The sequence below is a fragment of the Sphingomonas natans genome, assembly GCF_030546695.1.
GTDB lineage: Bacteria > Pseudomonadota > Alphaproteobacteria > Sphingomonadales > Sphingomonadaceae > Sphingomonas_I > Sphingomonas_I natans.
Map to the genome: position 1 here is coordinate 64554 of NZ_JAUOTP010000007.1, position 13144 is coordinate 77697.

The window sequence follows — 13144 nt, forward strand, 5'->3', positions numbered from 1 at the left end:
GGGCCGTCGAGGAAGACGCGTTCAGGCGGGCGCGTGGCGCAGCTGGCGGGCGAGGAGCTTCTCCGCGTCGCTGTCGATGAGACCTCCGAAGCCTTCAAGGAAATGTGCCCCCACGTCGGTATGCGCGATGAAGATGTTGCGCCGGTCGGCTTCGTCGCGTTCGCGGCGCAGATAGCCGAGCGCGCCGAGCGTGTTCAAGGCGCGGGTGACGACGGGCTTCGAGACGCCGAGCGACTTGGCAAGGCCGCGCACCGTGTGCGGGCCGGGGGTCAGATAGACGAGCAAAAGCAGCGCCATCTGGCGGTTCGTGAGATCGGGCTGGCCCGAGCGCACATAGCCGACCAGCGTCTGCATCCACTCCGCAAGAATATTGTCATGCATCATAAGCACGGCCTCTCGTCCGAAACATCCTCCCGGCTGAGTTAACACTCCAGCAGCGGGATTCGTTTCATGGCCGGGACATTCCCGGTGGACGGGTTCAGCGGACCGTGCCGAACCGCTCCTTCAGCATCGCCCAGGCCGCGCGCAGCCCCAGTGCCTCTCCACCTTTGGGCCGGCCCGGTTTGCCGGCCGGACTCCACGCAAACGTGTCGAGATGCGCCCACGCCACGCCCTTCGCGACGAAGCGTTCGAGGAACAGAGCCGCGGTGATCGAACCCGCAAATCCCCCCGAGCCCGCATTGTTGATGTCGGCGAGGTCGGACTTGAGCATGTCGTTGTAAGCGGGCCAGAGCGGCAGCCGCCACATCGGGTCCTGCACCGTGCGTCCGGCGGCAAGCAGGTCCTCAGCCAGAGCATCGTCGTTGGCGAACAGAGCGGGCAGGTCCGGCCCGAGCGCGACGCGCGCCGCGCCGGTGAGTGTCGCGAAATCGATCAGCAGCGCAGGCGGCGTCTCCTCGCAGGCCAAGGTCAGCGCGTCGGCCAGCACCAGCCGCCCCTCGGCGTCGGTATTACCGATCTCGACATGCAGCCCCTGTCGGCTCTTCAGCACGTCGCCGGGGCGGAAGGCGTCGGCCGAAATCGCATTTTCGACAGCCGGCACGAGCATGTGGAGCCGCACCGGCAGCCGCATCTCCATCACGAGCCGGGCGAGCGCCAGCGCGTGCGCCGCCCCGCCCATATCCTTCTTCATCAGCAGCATGCCGCTCGCCGGCTTAATGTCGAGCCCGCCCGAATCGAAGCACACGCCCTTGCCGACGATGGCGATACGCGGATGCGAAGGCTCGCCCCATTCGATCTCGATCAGCCGCGGCTCGCGGTGGCGCGCGGCGGCGCGGCCCACCGCGTGGATCATCGGAAAGCCCTTGAGCAAGGCCTCGCCGCGCGTGACCCGGCACGTTCCGTCATGCGCGGCGGCCAGCGCCTCGGCCGCCGCCTGCAGCTCGGCCGGCCCCATGTCGGCGCTCGGCGTGTCGACCAGTTCGCGCACCAGCGCCACCGCGCCCGCCAGCGCCACGGTCTCGTCGATCGCCGCGACGTCGCTGGTCAGGAGGGTCCGCATCGGCTCGGGCTTGGGGCTGCTGCGATAGGCATCGAAGCGGTGCTGCGCGAGCAGCCATCCGAGCGCGGCCTCGTTTGGCTGGCGCCCCGCCGCGAGCCGATACAGGCCCTCGGGCAATTTCTGCGCGGCGGCTGCCAGATCCCACGGGCTCCCGTCCTCGCTCACGCCGGCGGCCGCGTTCCACTCGTCGATCTTGTCGCCAGGCAGGATCACGACGCTTCCCACCTCGCCTTTGAACCGCGCGACCGAGACGGCGGTGCGCGCACGCTGCGGCAGGTCCTTCAGCCAGGCCTCGAAGCCGGACTTGGTCACCGTATAGAGGATGGTCGCGAGTTGCTGGCGATCGGCGATGAAAAGCGGTGCGAAATCGGTCATTGCCTTAGTGTAAGCGCGCGCGTCCGCGAGCGCACCCCTCTCCCGCTTTCGCGGGAGCGGGAGGGCGAGGCCCGCCAATGCCGGATTGACCCGAACCCGCATCCGCGCGAACGACCATGCGATGAAGAGCAACGGCCGCACCGGCGCGCACGCCCGCGCCAATCTCAAGCCCCCGCCGACCCCGGCCGAGCTGGACACGGCCCGGCGGGAAGTCGCCCAGATCCAAGGACGCCTCGCGCAGCTCGCCGCGGGCCATCCGTCCGTGAAGACCTGGAAGGCCCGCCTGCGCGCTGCCGAAGCGGTCATCGCCCGCGCGCCCGGCTGAACCCGTCCATAAGCCGACATGAAGCTGGCAATGGGCGGAATACGGCGACTGCTCAGAAAGTCGTAACGGGTCCGGCTTATCGCTGGTGCTTTGACAATCCCGTCGGGACCGGAGCTGCACGTGCGAAGCATCAGGCGTCTCGAAGCAAGATGGATCGGCGCGGTGCCGCTGGCGCTTTGGCTCGTGTCGCTCGTCACGCCCGCCGCGGGCTGGGGCAAGGATCCGTCGCCGGAGCCGGGCTGGATGATCCTGCTGATCGGATGGGCGGGTATCGGCAATGGCCAGTTCGGATGGTTCGCGAACCTCGTCTTCTTTGCCTCCGTGCCGATCGGTTTCGGTTCACGGACACTCTGGCGCTGGGTCGGCCTCGCCTTCAGCGTGCTCCTCGTCGCGACGTCGTCGCAGGCGCTCCATTGGCGGGAGGTTCATACCCCCGATGGCCATTTTCCAGTGGTGCTCGGGCCGGGCTATCACATCTGGTTGGCGGCGATGTTCGGGCAGGCGATCTGGCTCGTCGCAAATGCGCGTCCGTGGCGCCTCTCCGGGAGCCGCTGATAGGACGAAGCGGGCCTCGTCTAAGCCTCCGGCGCCCAGCCCGGCGGCGCGAGCGTGAAACCTGCGAATTCGAAGCCGGGGCTTACCACGCACGATACGAGCACCCAGCCGTCGCGCGCCTCGGCCGCCTGCCACCAGCCGGTCGGGATCAAGCCCTGGAGCGACTGCCCCGCCGCGACATCAGGCCCCAGCGTGATCGTCTCGATCGCGCCACCGTCGCCGTCCGCGCGCAGCAAGGCCAGCGGAGCGCCTTGATGCCAGAACCACAGTTCCGCACTATCCACTGTATGCCAATGCGATCGCTCGCCCGCCTCCAGCAGGAACAGGATCGCCGTCGCGGACGCGCGCTCGCCCTCGGCCGCGTCGGCGCGCCACGTCTCCTTGTACCACCCGCCCTCGGGATGGCGGGCGAGGCCCAGCGCGTCGATCAGCGCCGCTGCCTCGCCCATGGGATTTACGCCTTCGGGTGCTTGGCGCGCCACGCCTTCACGGCGTCCATCGTCCCCGTCACATGGCCAACCGGCGACAGCGCCGAGAAGGCGAAGATCACCGTGCCGTCGGGCGCGATCACGTAGGAGGTGCGGTTCGACTTGTCGGGCTTGACCGGCAGGACGACGTCATAGGCCTTGATCGTCGCCGGCGCGGCGGCGCCGACCGCGAACTTGTTGCGGCATTCCTCGACCGAGAATTTGTTGAGCGTCGTGATGTCGTCGGCGGACATGCCGATCACGGTCGCGCCCATCTTGTTGAAGTCGTCGGTCGCCTCGGCGAAGTCATGCGCCTCGATCGTGCAGCCCTTGGTGAAGGCGGCGGGATAGAAATAGAGCACGACCGGGCCCTTCTTCAGCGCTGCCTTCAGATTGAACGGCATCGGCTTGCCCGCCAGGCTGACCTGCGTCGAGAAATCGGGTGCCTTGGTGCCCACCGCGAGCGAGGCGAGGCCCGGCGTGGCGACGAGCAGGGCGGAAGCGGCAGCGGCGATCAGGCGTTTCATGAACATCACTCTCCTCAGGGGATATGTGATCATATCGGGTCAGCGGAGCGAGCGATACGGGCTTTGGGAGGCCCGCGACACCACCGGACGCTGGCGTGGGGCACTCGCGGCGCGTCCGCGCTCCGACAGCCGCGTAGATCGAAGGCAAGAACATCGTAAGAACATTTGCAATTCTGATCGAACAGCGGCTACATTGCCCAAGCAATATGGGGGTCAGGAGCGGTCGTGCCGCGCTATTTCTTTTCGACTGCAAACGGGGAACGACATCCGGACGATGAAGGGCTGGATTTGCCCAATCATGCGGCCGCGCGCGTTGCCGCGATCAAATATGCAGGCGCGATCATGGAGAATGAGCCTGACGTGCTGTGGGATGGCCAGTCCTTCCAGGTCGAGGTCACCGATGATCGGGGACTGATCCTCTTCACGATCGTTTCGATCGCGATCAATGCGCCCGGGGGTGGCGACGGCGGCTGACGGTGCCGCCGCGTTTCCGCAGCGGATGGCGCTCCTTCCCGCGCGTGCTGTCCGGGGCGCCGGATCCAAGTCGGCAGGGCGCGCATTGATGGGGACCGGACGGGCGTGGGGCGGTATCACGGCCAGGCGCGACGACCGAGGGAATCCAGATGCAGCGATATGCGGACGAGCGCGATTTCCTGATCGAGCTGGCGCGCCGGCATCGCGCCGCATCTGACATGCGGCAGGTGATGGAGATCACGGCGAAGGCGCTCGGCGAGCGGCTCGTGGTCCAGCGCGTCGGCTTCTTCGTCGTGCGCGACGATTCGGCGCTCGATTTCACAACGGGCGCGAGCTGGGTGGCAGAGGGCATCGCGCCACTGGACGGCATCGTCCCCGGCTCGGCCTTCGGGGACGTGCTGAACCGCGCCGTGCGCGACGGGCGGACGATCGTCTTCGCGGACAGCCGCCTAGATCCCGATTATGCGGGCACGATCTTTCCCGAGATGGGCGTCGTCGCCTCGATCGGCGTGCCGCTGTCGCGGGGCGGGATCTTCGAAGCGGGGCTCTATGTCCACGCCGGCGAAGCGCGCATCTGGACGCAGGACCAGATTTCGCTGGTCGAGACCGTCGCCGAATTCTCCTGGGACGCGGTCAAGCGTCTCCAGGCGGTCGCCGATCTTATCGCCGCTAATGCCGCGCTCGAGGACAGTATCCAGGCGCGCGACGCGATCGAGAGCCAGCTGCGCCAGTCGCAGAAGATGGAGGCGGTCGGCCAGCTGACCGGCGGCATTGCGCATGATTTCAACAATCTGATCACCGGCCTGCTCGGCAATCTCGAATTCCTCCAGAAGCGCGTCGCCGCCGGCCGCATCGACGATCTCGGCCGCTTCCTGTTGGCCGCACGCGGCGCGGGCGAGCGCGCTGCCTCGCTCACCCAGCGGCTGCTCGCTTTCTCGCGCCGCCAGACGCTCGATCCCAAGCCGACCGACATCAATCGCCTGATCGCCGGGATGGAGGAGCTGCTGCGCCGCACCGTCGGCCCCGCCAACCGGATCGAGATCGTCGGCGCGGCGGGTCTGTGGCCCGCCTCGATCGACGCGGGCCAGCTTGAAAGCGCGCTGCTCAACCTGTGCATCAACGGCCGCGATGCGATGCCCGATGGTGGGCGGCTGACGATCGAGACCGCGAACAAGTGGATCGACGATCGCACCGGCCGCGAACGCGGCCTCGCGCCCGGCCAATATCTGTCGGTGTGCGTGACCGATACGGGCACCGGCATGAGCGCCGACACGATCGAACATGCGTTCGAGCCCTTCTTCACGACCAAGCCGATCGGGCAAGGCACCGGCCTGGGCCTGTCGATGGTCTATGGCTTCGCGCGCCAGTCCGGCGGGCAGGTCCGCCTCTATTCCGAGCTCGGCCAGGGCACGACCGTCTGCCTCTATCTGCCGCGCCATCTGGGCGCGGATGACAGGCCGGAAGAGGAGATCGTCGTCCCGCCCGCCGGCCCGGCGCACGGCGAGACGATCCTCGTCATCGAGGACGAAGCCACGATCCGTCATGTGATCGATGAGGAACTGCAGGATGCGGGCTACACCGTCATCGGCGCGGCGGATGGCGCGGCCGGGCTCAAGGTGCTGCAATCGGGCGCGCGAATCGAGCTGCTGATCACCGATGTCGGCCTGCCGAACGGGCTGAACGGCCGCCAGGTCGCCGATGCCGGGCGCGCGCTGCGGCCGGCGCTGAAAGTGCTGTTCATCACCGGCTATGCCGAAAATGCGGTGCTCGCCAACGGCCATCTCCAGCCGGGTATGGCGCTGCTCACCAAGCCCTTCTCGATGGACGCACTCGCCGCCAAAGTCGCTGAGATGATGACGCCGGCGGCGGGGTAGCCACCCTTCGGATCACGCGCTCCGGCTGAACAGCATCCCGCGTGGCGCCTGGGCGAGATAGTCCTTCGCCAGCTTCGCCGCGTCGTCGGCCCGCGCAGCATCCCCCGCGACCGCTTCCTTGCCATATCGCCGTTCGTCGGAAGTGCTTGCCGTCCCGGTTTCGGTCGCGGTGCTCGCATCGCTATAGGTGATGACGGTCGTCTTGGTCTGGCCGCTTACCGTCGTGATCCGCGAGACTTCGGTCTTCTCGGACGCCCCGCCGCCACCGCCGCCGCCTTTGCCGCCGCCGGCCGGGCCCGCAGCGCCGGCCTCTACCGCCGTGTCGTCCGCTGCCTCTTCGGTCCCGTCCGTGGCCGACGTGCCCGACTGCTCGCCGAGCCATGTCTTGATCGTGTCGGCATCGTCCTGGCTCAGCGTGCCGCTGGCGACGTCCTCGTCGATCCGCTTTGTCAGCGCCGCCGCGAAATCGCCGTCGCTCTCAGCAGGATCGGCCGCAAGGCTTTCCCGCGCGGCATCGACCAGATCGCTCGCCGCAGTCTGTGCCTTGGCCGCCGAGAGGCCCGCGGAATCGAGCTTCCGGGCCAGCCAGGCCGTGGCGTTGCCGGCGCTGGTCGCGGACATCAGGCTAACGGTCATCGCGATCCCTTCTTCGAGGGAAGCAACGGCGCGTCGCCCACGAAGCTTAGAAATTTGCGGCGAACCGAGCCCCTTCATCCCGTTCAGCCGCGATCCATCGCGCCGGGGCTATCCCCGGCGCATCAGCGAGGACAATGATGAAACACATTTATCTGTTCGCATGCTTGCTCCTGGGAGCCAGCGGCGCCGCTGGGGCGCAGACCATCCCCAACCGTCCGATTCAGCGAAACGAGATTGTCGCCGCCGCCAAGCGCCAGTTTGCGGCGATCGACGCCAATCATGATGGGGTCGTCACGCTCGACGAATATGGCCGCTTCCGCGCGACCGCTGCGGGCCGCGCCGCCGCGGCGTCTGACAATCCCTTCCAGCATGTCGGCAGCCATTGGTTCGAGCATGCCGATCCGAACGGGACGGGCCGCGTCACGCTCGACATGGCGGCGCAGCGCCCGCTTCAGATGTTCGACCAGTTCGATCTCAACCATGATGGCACGCTCGGTCTCGACGAACTCAAGCTCGCGCGGACGATGATGGCGTTCACGTCGCGGTGATCGGCGTGGCGGCCGGCTTCCGTTAAAAGGAAGCGCGCGTTGGACGGGAGTCTCGGACCCGGTTTGCCGCGTTCCTCTCCAATGCTGCGCCGCCTCTATCACTGGATCGGATCGCTCTCGGCCGCGATCGCCGACATAGCGGGGCATGCGGTCGTCCAGCTCGGCGTGCTGATCGCCTCGGTCACATGGCTGGTCGTTGGCGGATCCGAAGCCGCGCTCGCCTCGACGATGACGATCGGCGGCTTCATCCTGACGCAGATGGTGCTCAATCAGCAGCGCCGCCGCGAAAATGCGCTCCACCTCAAGATCGATGAGCTGCTGCTGGCGATGAAGGGCGCGCGCGACGAACTCGCCGGCAGCGAACACGCCCCAGACGACGAGATCGAGCGCCTCCGCGAGGACCGCCCCGCGCCGACGCCCTCGCACTCCTGATCGCCGCGCTAGCGACTATCTCCCGTCCCGCCCGGGGGCGAGGGGAAAGGCTCGGGGCTCGGGCCGATCACCGCGCGGCATCTGTTCCATTCCTTGGCGGTCCATGCTCCCGTCTGGTTGATCGTCAGCATCGAAAGATATGTGCGCGCAGCATCGACGTCCTGCGCCCAGCAGCTCAGCTGCGCGAGATGGATATAGGTCCAGTCGACCGGATAGCGTTTCGCCCACTCCGCCATTGCCGGTATCATGATCGCGCCGTCTACGGCCTGCAGATCGGAGGTGCAGCGGCAATAGAGGACGTTCCAGTAGAAGCGCGCATAAGCGCTCGTGCCGTCGCTCGCGCGCGTCTTGTCGATCATGTACTGCGCCAGCGCATCGATCTCGGCGAGGCTGCCATACCATTGCGGCTGATTGTAGCGGTACGCTGCGAAGTAGATTTCGTAATGATAAGGGAAGCGCGCCGTCGCCGCGTCGAGCAGAGCCATAAACGCCTCGCGCGGCGCGCCCACAGCGATGTAGAGCTCGATCAGCCCGACATAATAATGCGGGTCCACCGCCGCGATCGCCTCGCTTTTCTCCAGAAGCGCCAGTGCCGCGGCGACATTATCATGATATGGGCGCCACGCCTCCGCTTTGACGCTGTCCGCATGTCCCGGCCCACGATGGCACCAGCCGCGCTGTTCGAGCAGCGCCGCCTTGGCGATTATCGGCGCGGGCGATCGGGGCGCGCGCTTGCTCCACGCATCGAGGAAGGCGGCGCCATCGGCCTCGCACGGCGCCGTCTCCAGTGACCGGCGCAGCTCGTAGCCGAGCACCTCATAGTAGAATTCGAGCAGCGAACTTCCGGAGATGGTCGTGCCGGCGGGGCCGCGATAGGCGAGCTCCAGCGCATCCAGCGCGGCGAAGTCGCGTGCCGTCACCGCCTGGTGCACCGCGTCCATCGCCGCGCGGCGCGCCTCCGCATCGGGCGTATCGCCCCAATGCCAATGCTCGCCATGACTCTCGGGGCGCGCCTGCGCCGAGCAGGCCGAGCCCGCGAGCGCGTCGATCACCAGCGCCGCTACCGTCACGATCCGCCGCATCATGCCCATGACGATCTCCCGTCCATTGGCGGTTTTAAGCCCCAAACGTATCGAATTGGTTGCCGCTCGGAGGTGCGCCGCGCCGCTTGTTGCCACGCCGCCGCGCGCTTAGGTTCGGCCGATGGGCCTGCACTATCGCGACGCCACCGAGGCCGATCTGCCGGCGATCGTCGCCTTGCTGGCGGACGATCCGCTCGGGGCGTTGCGCGAGGATCCGAGCCTCCCGCTCGCTGCGAGCTATGGCACCGCCTTCGCCGCGATCGCGAGTGCGCCCCATCAGCGGCTGATCGTGGCGGAGGAGGAGGGCCGCGTCGTCGGCACGCTGCAACTCCTGCTCATCCCCGCAATCTCTCGCCGCGGCAGCTGGCGCGGGCAGATCGAGGGCGTCCGCATCGCCGCCGATCGGCGCGGCAATGGTCATGGCGAGGCGTTCGTCCGCTGGGCCGCCGATCAATGCCGGTCGGCGGGCTGCGTCTCGGTCCAGTTGACCTCGGATGCCTCGCGCGAGGCGGCGCACCGCTTCTGGCGTCGGCTCGGCTTCGAGGCCACGCATGTCGGCTTCAAGATGAGCCTGTAGCCCCGCCTGCCATCCGCCCGACGTTTGCGGATCAGCCGCCCGTCTTCAGCATCGACAGGAGCTCTTCCATCCGCTCCGGCATGTGCGGCGCAAGACGCACCATCGTCCGGCGCTGGTCGGACGGATGATCCTCGCACAGCAGCGCCCCCGCCTCGACCAGCTTGTACACGTAGCGCAGGGCGGTCGTCGGCGGCACGCGCGCCGAATGGCACAGTGACGATATCATCATCGCGCCGCCCTGCTCGGTATTGCCGTAGAGATCGAGCACCATGTCCCACGCCGGATCGCGGAACAGGTCGGTCCCGAGCAGCTTGGCCCGCTGCGAGCGCGCGCGCAGCAAGGCGCGCGCGGCGGCGCGCAGATCGGAGCGCGTATCTTCCGCCGGCGTATACCATGCCTCCAGCGCCCCTTCGACATGATCGACGATCTCGCCAAAACCGGCCCGGAAGCGGCCTGCGATCGAGCCGAGGATCGTCACCAGCCGCACGACCTCACCGAAGGGCACTTCGGGGTTCATCCGGGGCGCACGCGACGGAGACGCGCCGTCATTTTCGGATGGAGGCTCAAGCATTTACCACGACGTCTTACATATACTTAACATGGATCAGCATGAAAAGCGGAATATCGGTGCTCTTCCGCTCCGAAACGGAAACTTCGCATTGTCCGGGTAGCGGCTATCCCCGCCGTAGCCGCACCGTCACTGCAGGGCCGGTCGAGACGATGCAGACAGTGCGCACATAGCGGTCGCGCGGCCTTGCGTTGTCGCGTCTTTAGGGCGCCGATTGGAGACCATGGCGCGGTTGCCGGTGGAGAAGCAGCTTCGACAGCCGCTCTCGAATGGGCACGTCGATCAACGTTCCGGCCAGACCGCTGACAAGCGCAATGATCGGCATGGCGAGCCACGGCGCCGCCTCGCGCGGCAGGCCCAAGCGCAGGAACGCCGGCAAGATCAGGATGTAGAGCGGAAGATGCAGCAGATAGAGCGGATAGGAAATCTCGCCTAGCCAATTAGCGATCTTCGCCGATCGCCATGTCAGCCGCGTGAAGCAGCTGGCGATCAATATAAGCGGCATCGCCACGCAGACGGACACGATGGAAAAAACATCCTCGATAGCGGAGCCGATTGGCGCCGCCAGCATCAGAACGAGCGCCGCCACGATCACACCGACCGGCAGTCGTATCCGCACGAGCCGGTTCGCGACGTAGAGCCGGCCGATCAAGACGCCCGCGGCGAACGACAGGGAGAGACGACCGCACGAAACCAGCACGCCGGGATCGTGAAGCGACCAGCGGGGATCGAGCATCGCCAAGCCAACGACCGAGCCTACCATGATAATTATCAACACCGCGGTGGTCAGCCAACGCAGGACGCCAGCGTAGATCATGTTGATTGCCATCTCGTAGAACAGGGACCAGCGCGGCGGCAGGATGGCGAAGTATCGCGCGGGCGGGCTCGATAGGTCGGGCAGGTTGAGTAAGGCGAATCCCAATGACGGGATCAGCGATCCGCTGACGATGCCTGCTCCATGGCCGAACGACCGAGCGAGCATCACCAGCACGGAAAGCGACAGGCCCAACCACAACATCGGACCCAGCCGGATGGCGCGGATAATAGCGAAACGGCCTCGGCTCATCCCTTTGAGCAGCTTCGCCTCATAAGCGCGGCAGATCACGAAGCCGCTGAGCAGGAAGAAAAAATCGACCGCCAGCCGACCGTGCGCCATCTCAAACCAGGTTTGGCCGCGCGCAAAAAGAAGGTGAAAGCCCATAACGCTGATCGCGGCGATCCCGCGCAGGCCATCGAGCAAAACCAGACGATCGGATGACCATTTCGAGCCGTTTGCGGGCAGTACCACTACGGCACGCGCCGACCGGCAAACGGAAAGGTCGAAGGGTCCAATTCGCACTCCCTGTTCACCGCAAAGTCTGTGCGATAAGTGAAAGTCTGTGCGATAAGTGCGCGAAGTGTCAAGTTGATCGGCGATCTATGCATGTTCCCCCCCAGTTTATGGGAGCATAGCCAGTCGCTAAGGGCGATGACGGGCCGCAAATGCCCGCCGCGGAGGAGCAATTCGTCCGACCTGCTGACGGCTGAAAAGGGCGGATGCTCATCGCCAAGATCGGGGTGCAGGCCTAAGGAGCCCCGCATGCACGCAGACGTGACAATCCGGGCGGAGCGCGCCGATGATGGCGCGACCATTTCGGGCATCGTCCTTCGCGCTTATGCCGATATCGCTTATAGCGACCACCGCGAGCAGTTGATGATCGAACGGCTCCGCGGGACGGACGCCTATATCCCCGCGCTGTCGCTTCTGGCCGAGATCGCGGGGGAAGCGGTCGGTCATGTCCTGCTGACCAGGGCCTCCATCGTCGGTGCCGGCCCGTCCGTGGCGACGCTGGCGCTCGCGCCCCTATCGGTGGTCGCCGAATATCAATCGCGCGGTGTCGGCAAGCGGCTCGTGGAAGCGGCGCACCGGCAGGCGATCGATCTCGGCTTTGGCAGCATCGTGCTGGTCGGCATACCGTCTTATTACCGCAATTCGGCTACGAACCGCTGAGCCTCTATTCGATCACGCTGCCGTTCGATGCGCCGGACGAAAACTGCATGATCCTGCCGCTGGCTCCGCACGCGCTCGATGGCGTGGCGGGGGAGGTGCACTATGCGGCCGGGTGGCTCGATCACTGAACCGCAGCGTCCGGGATCGCCGCGCTCGACGGCACGGCCGGAAGGCTCGCTCGCTGTTCGCATCCTCTCCAACCGGCGTCCGCGGACCCGGCTTCTGGCGCCACCGCTGGCCGCCGAAGGGCGCAAGTAGAGAACATCCAGGCTTTTTTTGGGCACCCGCCATGGATCAGCTTCCGTTACGGGTCCGTGTGAGGCGAGGCCCTTGCCATTCGTCGAGCGGAGCATCGCAGACGAGGCTCATACCGATGCCGTCCGTCGCCCGCACGGGCAGCGATGCCGCGTCGAACCCATCCAGACAGAAGACATTGACGCCGAAATGATCGGGGGCGGCGCGCTTCCGATGAAACAGATAGATTCCGCACCGGCGACAGAAATGATGCTTCGCCGTTCGGCTGTTCCACTCGTATGTCGCGAGCAGATCGTGGCCCTCGTGGACCGACAGAGCAGCCTCCGGCACCTTCGCCATCAGCGCGTTGCGCTTCACGCAAAGCGAGCAGTCGCAGGTCGTCAGTTCGACCGGATCGTATTGGACGCTGAAGCGAATGCCGCCACAATGGCAGGAACCGGAATGCCGGTTCATGGTCTCACTCGCCGGCATGGCAGCAGACGCACAGCTTGTTGCCATCCAGATCCCGAAAATAGGCGCCATAATAATCGGCATGATAGTCCGGTCGCAGGCCCGGTCGGCCCTCATCGGTGCCGCCGTGATCGAGCGCCAGCGCATGGCATTCGTCCACCAGCGCGCGCGACGCTGCCAGAAGCGCGATCATATGGCCGTTGCCTACCGCCGCTGCTCCGCCATCGAACGGGCGCGTGATGATGAACAAGGGCCGTTCGGCCCGAGGGTGCTTCCAACCGGCCCATATCGTGTCGGCGAACTTCAGCTCCAATCCGAGCCGCGCCATCAACGGGTCGTACAGGCGTCGCGCCGCTTGCACGTCGGAGACCCCCAAAGTGGTGTGTGACAGCATACAACAGCTCCCGTCCTCGGCGATCGCCCTATGGCCGCTGACGGAGCGTCACGACAAGCTGCCTCGGGACCGACATGGACGGGCTAGCGGACCGTCCCGCTTCGCCGGGCGGAG

18 protein-coding genes are annotated in these 13144 nt (G+C 66.4%); 8 read left to right on the plus strand and 10 right to left on the minus strand.

Annotated features, from left to right (window positions below; translation table 11 throughout):
• Positions 1-21: 21 nt before the first annotated feature.
• Entirely contained in the window at positions 22-381 is a 360-nt protein-coding gene (locus Q4F19_RS14960; RefSeq protein ID WP_303544408.1) for a MarR family transcriptional regulator, read from the minus strand.
• 97 nt (positions 382-478) lie between these two features.
• Complete coding sequence (locus Q4F19_RS14965) at positions 479-1876, minus strand: leucyl aminopeptidase family protein (protein WP_303543969.1); 1398 nt, start codon at positions 1874-1876, stop codon at positions 479-481.
• A gap of 85 nt (positions 1877-1961) precedes the next feature.
• On the opposite strand from Q4F19_RS14965, the gene Q4F19_RS14970 reads away from it, so the two are divergent.
• Positions 1962-2201 (plus strand): hypothetical protein, encoded by a 240-nt coding sequence (locus Q4F19_RS14970; protein ID WP_303543971.1) that lies wholly within the window; start codon positions 1962-1964, stop codon positions 2199-2201.
• A gap of 120 nt (positions 2202-2321) precedes the next feature.
• Positions 2322-2756: a hypothetical protein gene (locus Q4F19_RS14975; RefSeq protein WP_303543974.1), complete on the plus strand. Its 435-nt coding sequence runs from the start codon at positions 2322-2324 to the stop codon at positions 2754-2756.
• A gap of 20 nt (positions 2757-2776) precedes the next feature.
• On the opposite strand, the gene Q4F19_RS14980 is transcribed toward Q4F19_RS14975, so the two are convergent.
• Together Q4F19_RS14980 and Q4F19_RS14985 are read right to left on the minus strand one after the other, a co-directional pair.
• Positions 2777-3205: a cupin domain-containing protein gene (locus tag Q4F19_RS14980; protein ID WP_303543977.1), complete on the minus strand. Its 429-nt coding sequence runs from the start codon at positions 3203-3205 to the stop codon at positions 2777-2779.
• Positions 3206-3210: 5 nt separating this feature from the next.
• A complete protein-coding gene (locus Q4F19_RS14985) occupies positions 3211-3750 on the minus strand; it encodes a peroxiredoxin (RefSeq protein WP_303543980.1) in 540 nt (179 codons plus the stop codon).
• A gap of 225 nt (positions 3751-3975) precedes the next feature.
• Between Q4F19_RS14985 and Q4F19_RS14990 the strand changes: the two genes are divergently transcribed.
• Both Q4F19_RS14990 and Q4F19_RS14995 read left to right on the plus strand, forming a co-directional pair.
• A complete protein-coding gene (locus Q4F19_RS14990; RefSeq protein WP_303543983.1) occupies positions 3976-4224 on the plus strand; it encodes a DUF6894 family protein in 249 nt (82 codons plus the stop codon).
• 149 nt (positions 4225-4373) lie between these two features.
• A complete protein-coding gene (locus Q4F19_RS14995) occupies positions 4374-6098 on the plus strand; it encodes a GAF domain-containing hybrid sensor histidine kinase/response regulator (RefSeq protein WP_303543985.1) in 1725 nt (574 codons plus the stop codon).
• A 12-nt stretch (positions 6099-6110) separates the two neighbouring features.
• Here the strand turns inward: Q4F19_RS14995 and Q4F19_RS15000 are convergent, their stop codons facing one another.
• Positions 6111-6734, minus strand: coding sequence for a hypothetical protein (locus tag Q4F19_RS15000; RefSeq protein WP_303543988.1), 624 nt, complete (start codon positions 6732-6734; stop codon positions 6111-6113).
• 137 nt (positions 6735-6871) lie between these two features.
• Here Q4F19_RS15000 and Q4F19_RS15005 point away from each other — a divergent pair, with 137 nt between their 5' ends.
• Positions 6872-7282 carry an EF-hand domain-containing protein gene (locus tag Q4F19_RS15005; RefSeq protein WP_303543991.1) on the plus strand — a complete coding sequence of 137 codons (411 nt, stop codon included), beginning with the start codon at positions 6872-6874 and terminating at the stop codon, positions 7280-7282.
• A gap of 81 nt (positions 7283-7363) precedes the next feature.
• The gene (locus tag Q4F19_RS15010) at positions 7364-7714 is read left to right on the plus strand and encodes a low affinity iron permease family protein (RefSeq protein WP_303543994.1); all 351 of its coding nucleotides are present in this window, start codon (positions 7364-7366) and stop codon (positions 7712-7714) included.
• 8 nt (positions 7715-7722) lie between these two features.
• On the opposite strand, the gene Q4F19_RS15015 is transcribed toward Q4F19_RS15010, so the two are convergent.
• Entirely contained in the window at positions 7723-8805 is a 1083-nt protein-coding gene (locus Q4F19_RS15015) for a hypothetical protein (RefSeq protein ID WP_303543997.1), read from the minus strand.
• Positions 8806-8917: 112 nt separating this feature from the next.
• On the opposite strand from Q4F19_RS15015, the gene Q4F19_RS15020 reads away from it, so the two are divergent.
• On the plus strand, positions 8918-9373 hold the full coding sequence (locus Q4F19_RS15020) for a GNAT family N-acetyltransferase (protein WP_303544000.1): 456 nt from the start codon (positions 8918-8920) through the stop codon (positions 9371-9373).
• 31 nt (positions 9374-9404) lie between these two features.
• On the opposite strand, the gene Q4F19_RS15025 is transcribed toward Q4F19_RS15020, so the two are convergent.
• Both Q4F19_RS15025 and Q4F19_RS15030 read right to left on the minus strand, forming a co-directional pair.
• Positions 9405-9890, minus strand: coding sequence for a hypothetical protein (locus Q4F19_RS15025; RefSeq protein WP_303544002.1), 486 nt, complete (start codon positions 9888-9890; stop codon positions 9405-9407).
• Positions 9891-10143: 253 nt separating this feature from the next.
• A complete protein-coding gene (locus Q4F19_RS15030; protein ID WP_303544411.1) occupies positions 10144-11142 on the minus strand; it encodes an acyltransferase family protein in 999 nt (332 codons plus the stop codon).
• Positions 11143-11520: 378 nt separating this feature from the next.
• Here Q4F19_RS15030 and Q4F19_RS15035 point away from each other — a divergent pair, with 378 nt between their 5' ends.
• A complete protein-coding gene (locus Q4F19_RS15035) occupies positions 11521-11931 on the plus strand; it encodes a GNAT family N-acetyltransferase (protein ID WP_303544004.1) in 411 nt (136 codons plus the stop codon).
• A gap of 294 nt (positions 11932-12225) precedes the next feature.
• Here the strand turns inward: Q4F19_RS15035 and Q4F19_RS15040 are convergent, their stop codons facing one another.
• Both Q4F19_RS15040 and Q4F19_RS15045 read right to left on the minus strand, forming a co-directional pair.
• The gene (locus Q4F19_RS15040; protein ID WP_303544006.1) at positions 12226-12720 is read right to left on the minus strand and encodes a GFA family protein; all 495 of its coding nucleotides are present in this window, start codon (positions 12718-12720) and stop codon (positions 12226-12228) included.
• Positions 12644-13030 (minus strand): VOC family protein, encoded by a 387-nt coding sequence (locus Q4F19_RS15045; RefSeq protein WP_303544009.1) that lies wholly within the window; start codon positions 13028-13030, stop codon positions 12644-12646. The genes Q4F19_RS15040 and Q4F19_RS15045 overlap by 77 nt, the downstream gene beginning before the upstream one ends.
• Positions 13031-13144 lie beyond the last annotated feature (114 nt).

What these genes read in the sequence shown, in the direction of transcription:
- Q4F19_RS14960 (WP_303544408.1), bottom strand. Translation starts at nt 381, where the DNA reads ATGCATGACAATATTCTTGCGGAGTGGATGCAGACGCTGGTCGGCTAT.
- Q4F19_RS14965 (WP_303543969.1), bottom strand. Translation starts at nt 1,876, where the DNA reads ATGACCGATTTCGCACCGCTTTTCATCGCCGATCGCCAGCAACTCGCG.
- Q4F19_RS14980 (WP_303543977.1), bottom strand. Translation starts at nt 3,205, where the DNA reads ATGGGCGAGGCAGCGGCGCTGATCGACGCGCTGGGCCTCGCCCGCCAT.
- Q4F19_RS14985 (WP_303543980.1), bottom strand. Translation starts at nt 3,750, where the DNA reads ATGAAACGCCTGATCGCCGCTGCCGCTTCCGCCCTGCTCGTCGCCACG.
- Q4F19_RS14995 (WP_303543985.1), top strand. Translation starts at nt 4,374, where the DNA reads ATGCAGCGATATGCGGACGAGCGCGATTTCCTGATCGAGCTGGCGCGC.
- Q4F19_RS15000 (WP_303543988.1), bottom strand. Translation starts at nt 6,734, where the DNA reads ATGACCGTTAGCCTGATGTCCGCGACCAGCGCCGGCAACGCCACGGCC.
- Q4F19_RS15005 (WP_303543991.1), top strand. Translation starts at nt 6,872, where the DNA reads ATGAAACACATTTATCTGTTCGCATGCTTGCTCCTGGGAGCCAGCGGC.
- Q4F19_RS15010 (WP_303543994.1), top strand. Translation starts at nt 7,364, where the DNA reads ATGCTGCGCCGCCTCTATCACTGGATCGGATCGCTCTCGGCCGCGATC.
- Q4F19_RS15015 (WP_303543997.1), bottom strand. Translation starts at nt 8,805, where the DNA reads ATGGGCATGATGCGGCGGATCGTGACGGTAGCGGCGCTGGTGATCGAC.
- Q4F19_RS15020 (WP_303544000.1), top strand. Translation starts at nt 8,918, where the DNA reads ATGGGCCTGCACTATCGCGACGCCACCGAGGCCGATCTGCCGGCGATC.
- Q4F19_RS15025 (WP_303544002.1), bottom strand. Translation starts at nt 9,890, where the DNA reads ATGAACCCCGAAGTGCCCTTCGGTGAGGTCGTGCGGCTGGTGACGATC.
- Q4F19_RS15030 (WP_303544411.1), bottom strand. Translation starts at nt 11,142, where the DNA reads ATGGGCTTTCACCTTCTTTTTGCGCGCGGCCAAACCTGGTTTGAGATG.
- Q4F19_RS15035 (WP_303544004.1), top strand. Translation starts at nt 11,521, where the DNA reads ATGCACGCAGACGTGACAATCCGGGCGGAGCGCGCCGATGATGGCGCG.
- Q4F19_RS15040 (WP_303544006.1), bottom strand. Translation starts at nt 12,720, where the DNA reads ATGCCGATTATTATGGCGCCTATTTTCGGGATCTGGATGGCAACAAGC.
- Q4F19_RS15045 (WP_303544009.1), bottom strand. Translation starts at nt 13,030, where the DNA reads ATGCTGTCACACACCACTTTGGGGGTCTCCGACGTGCAAGCGGCGCGA.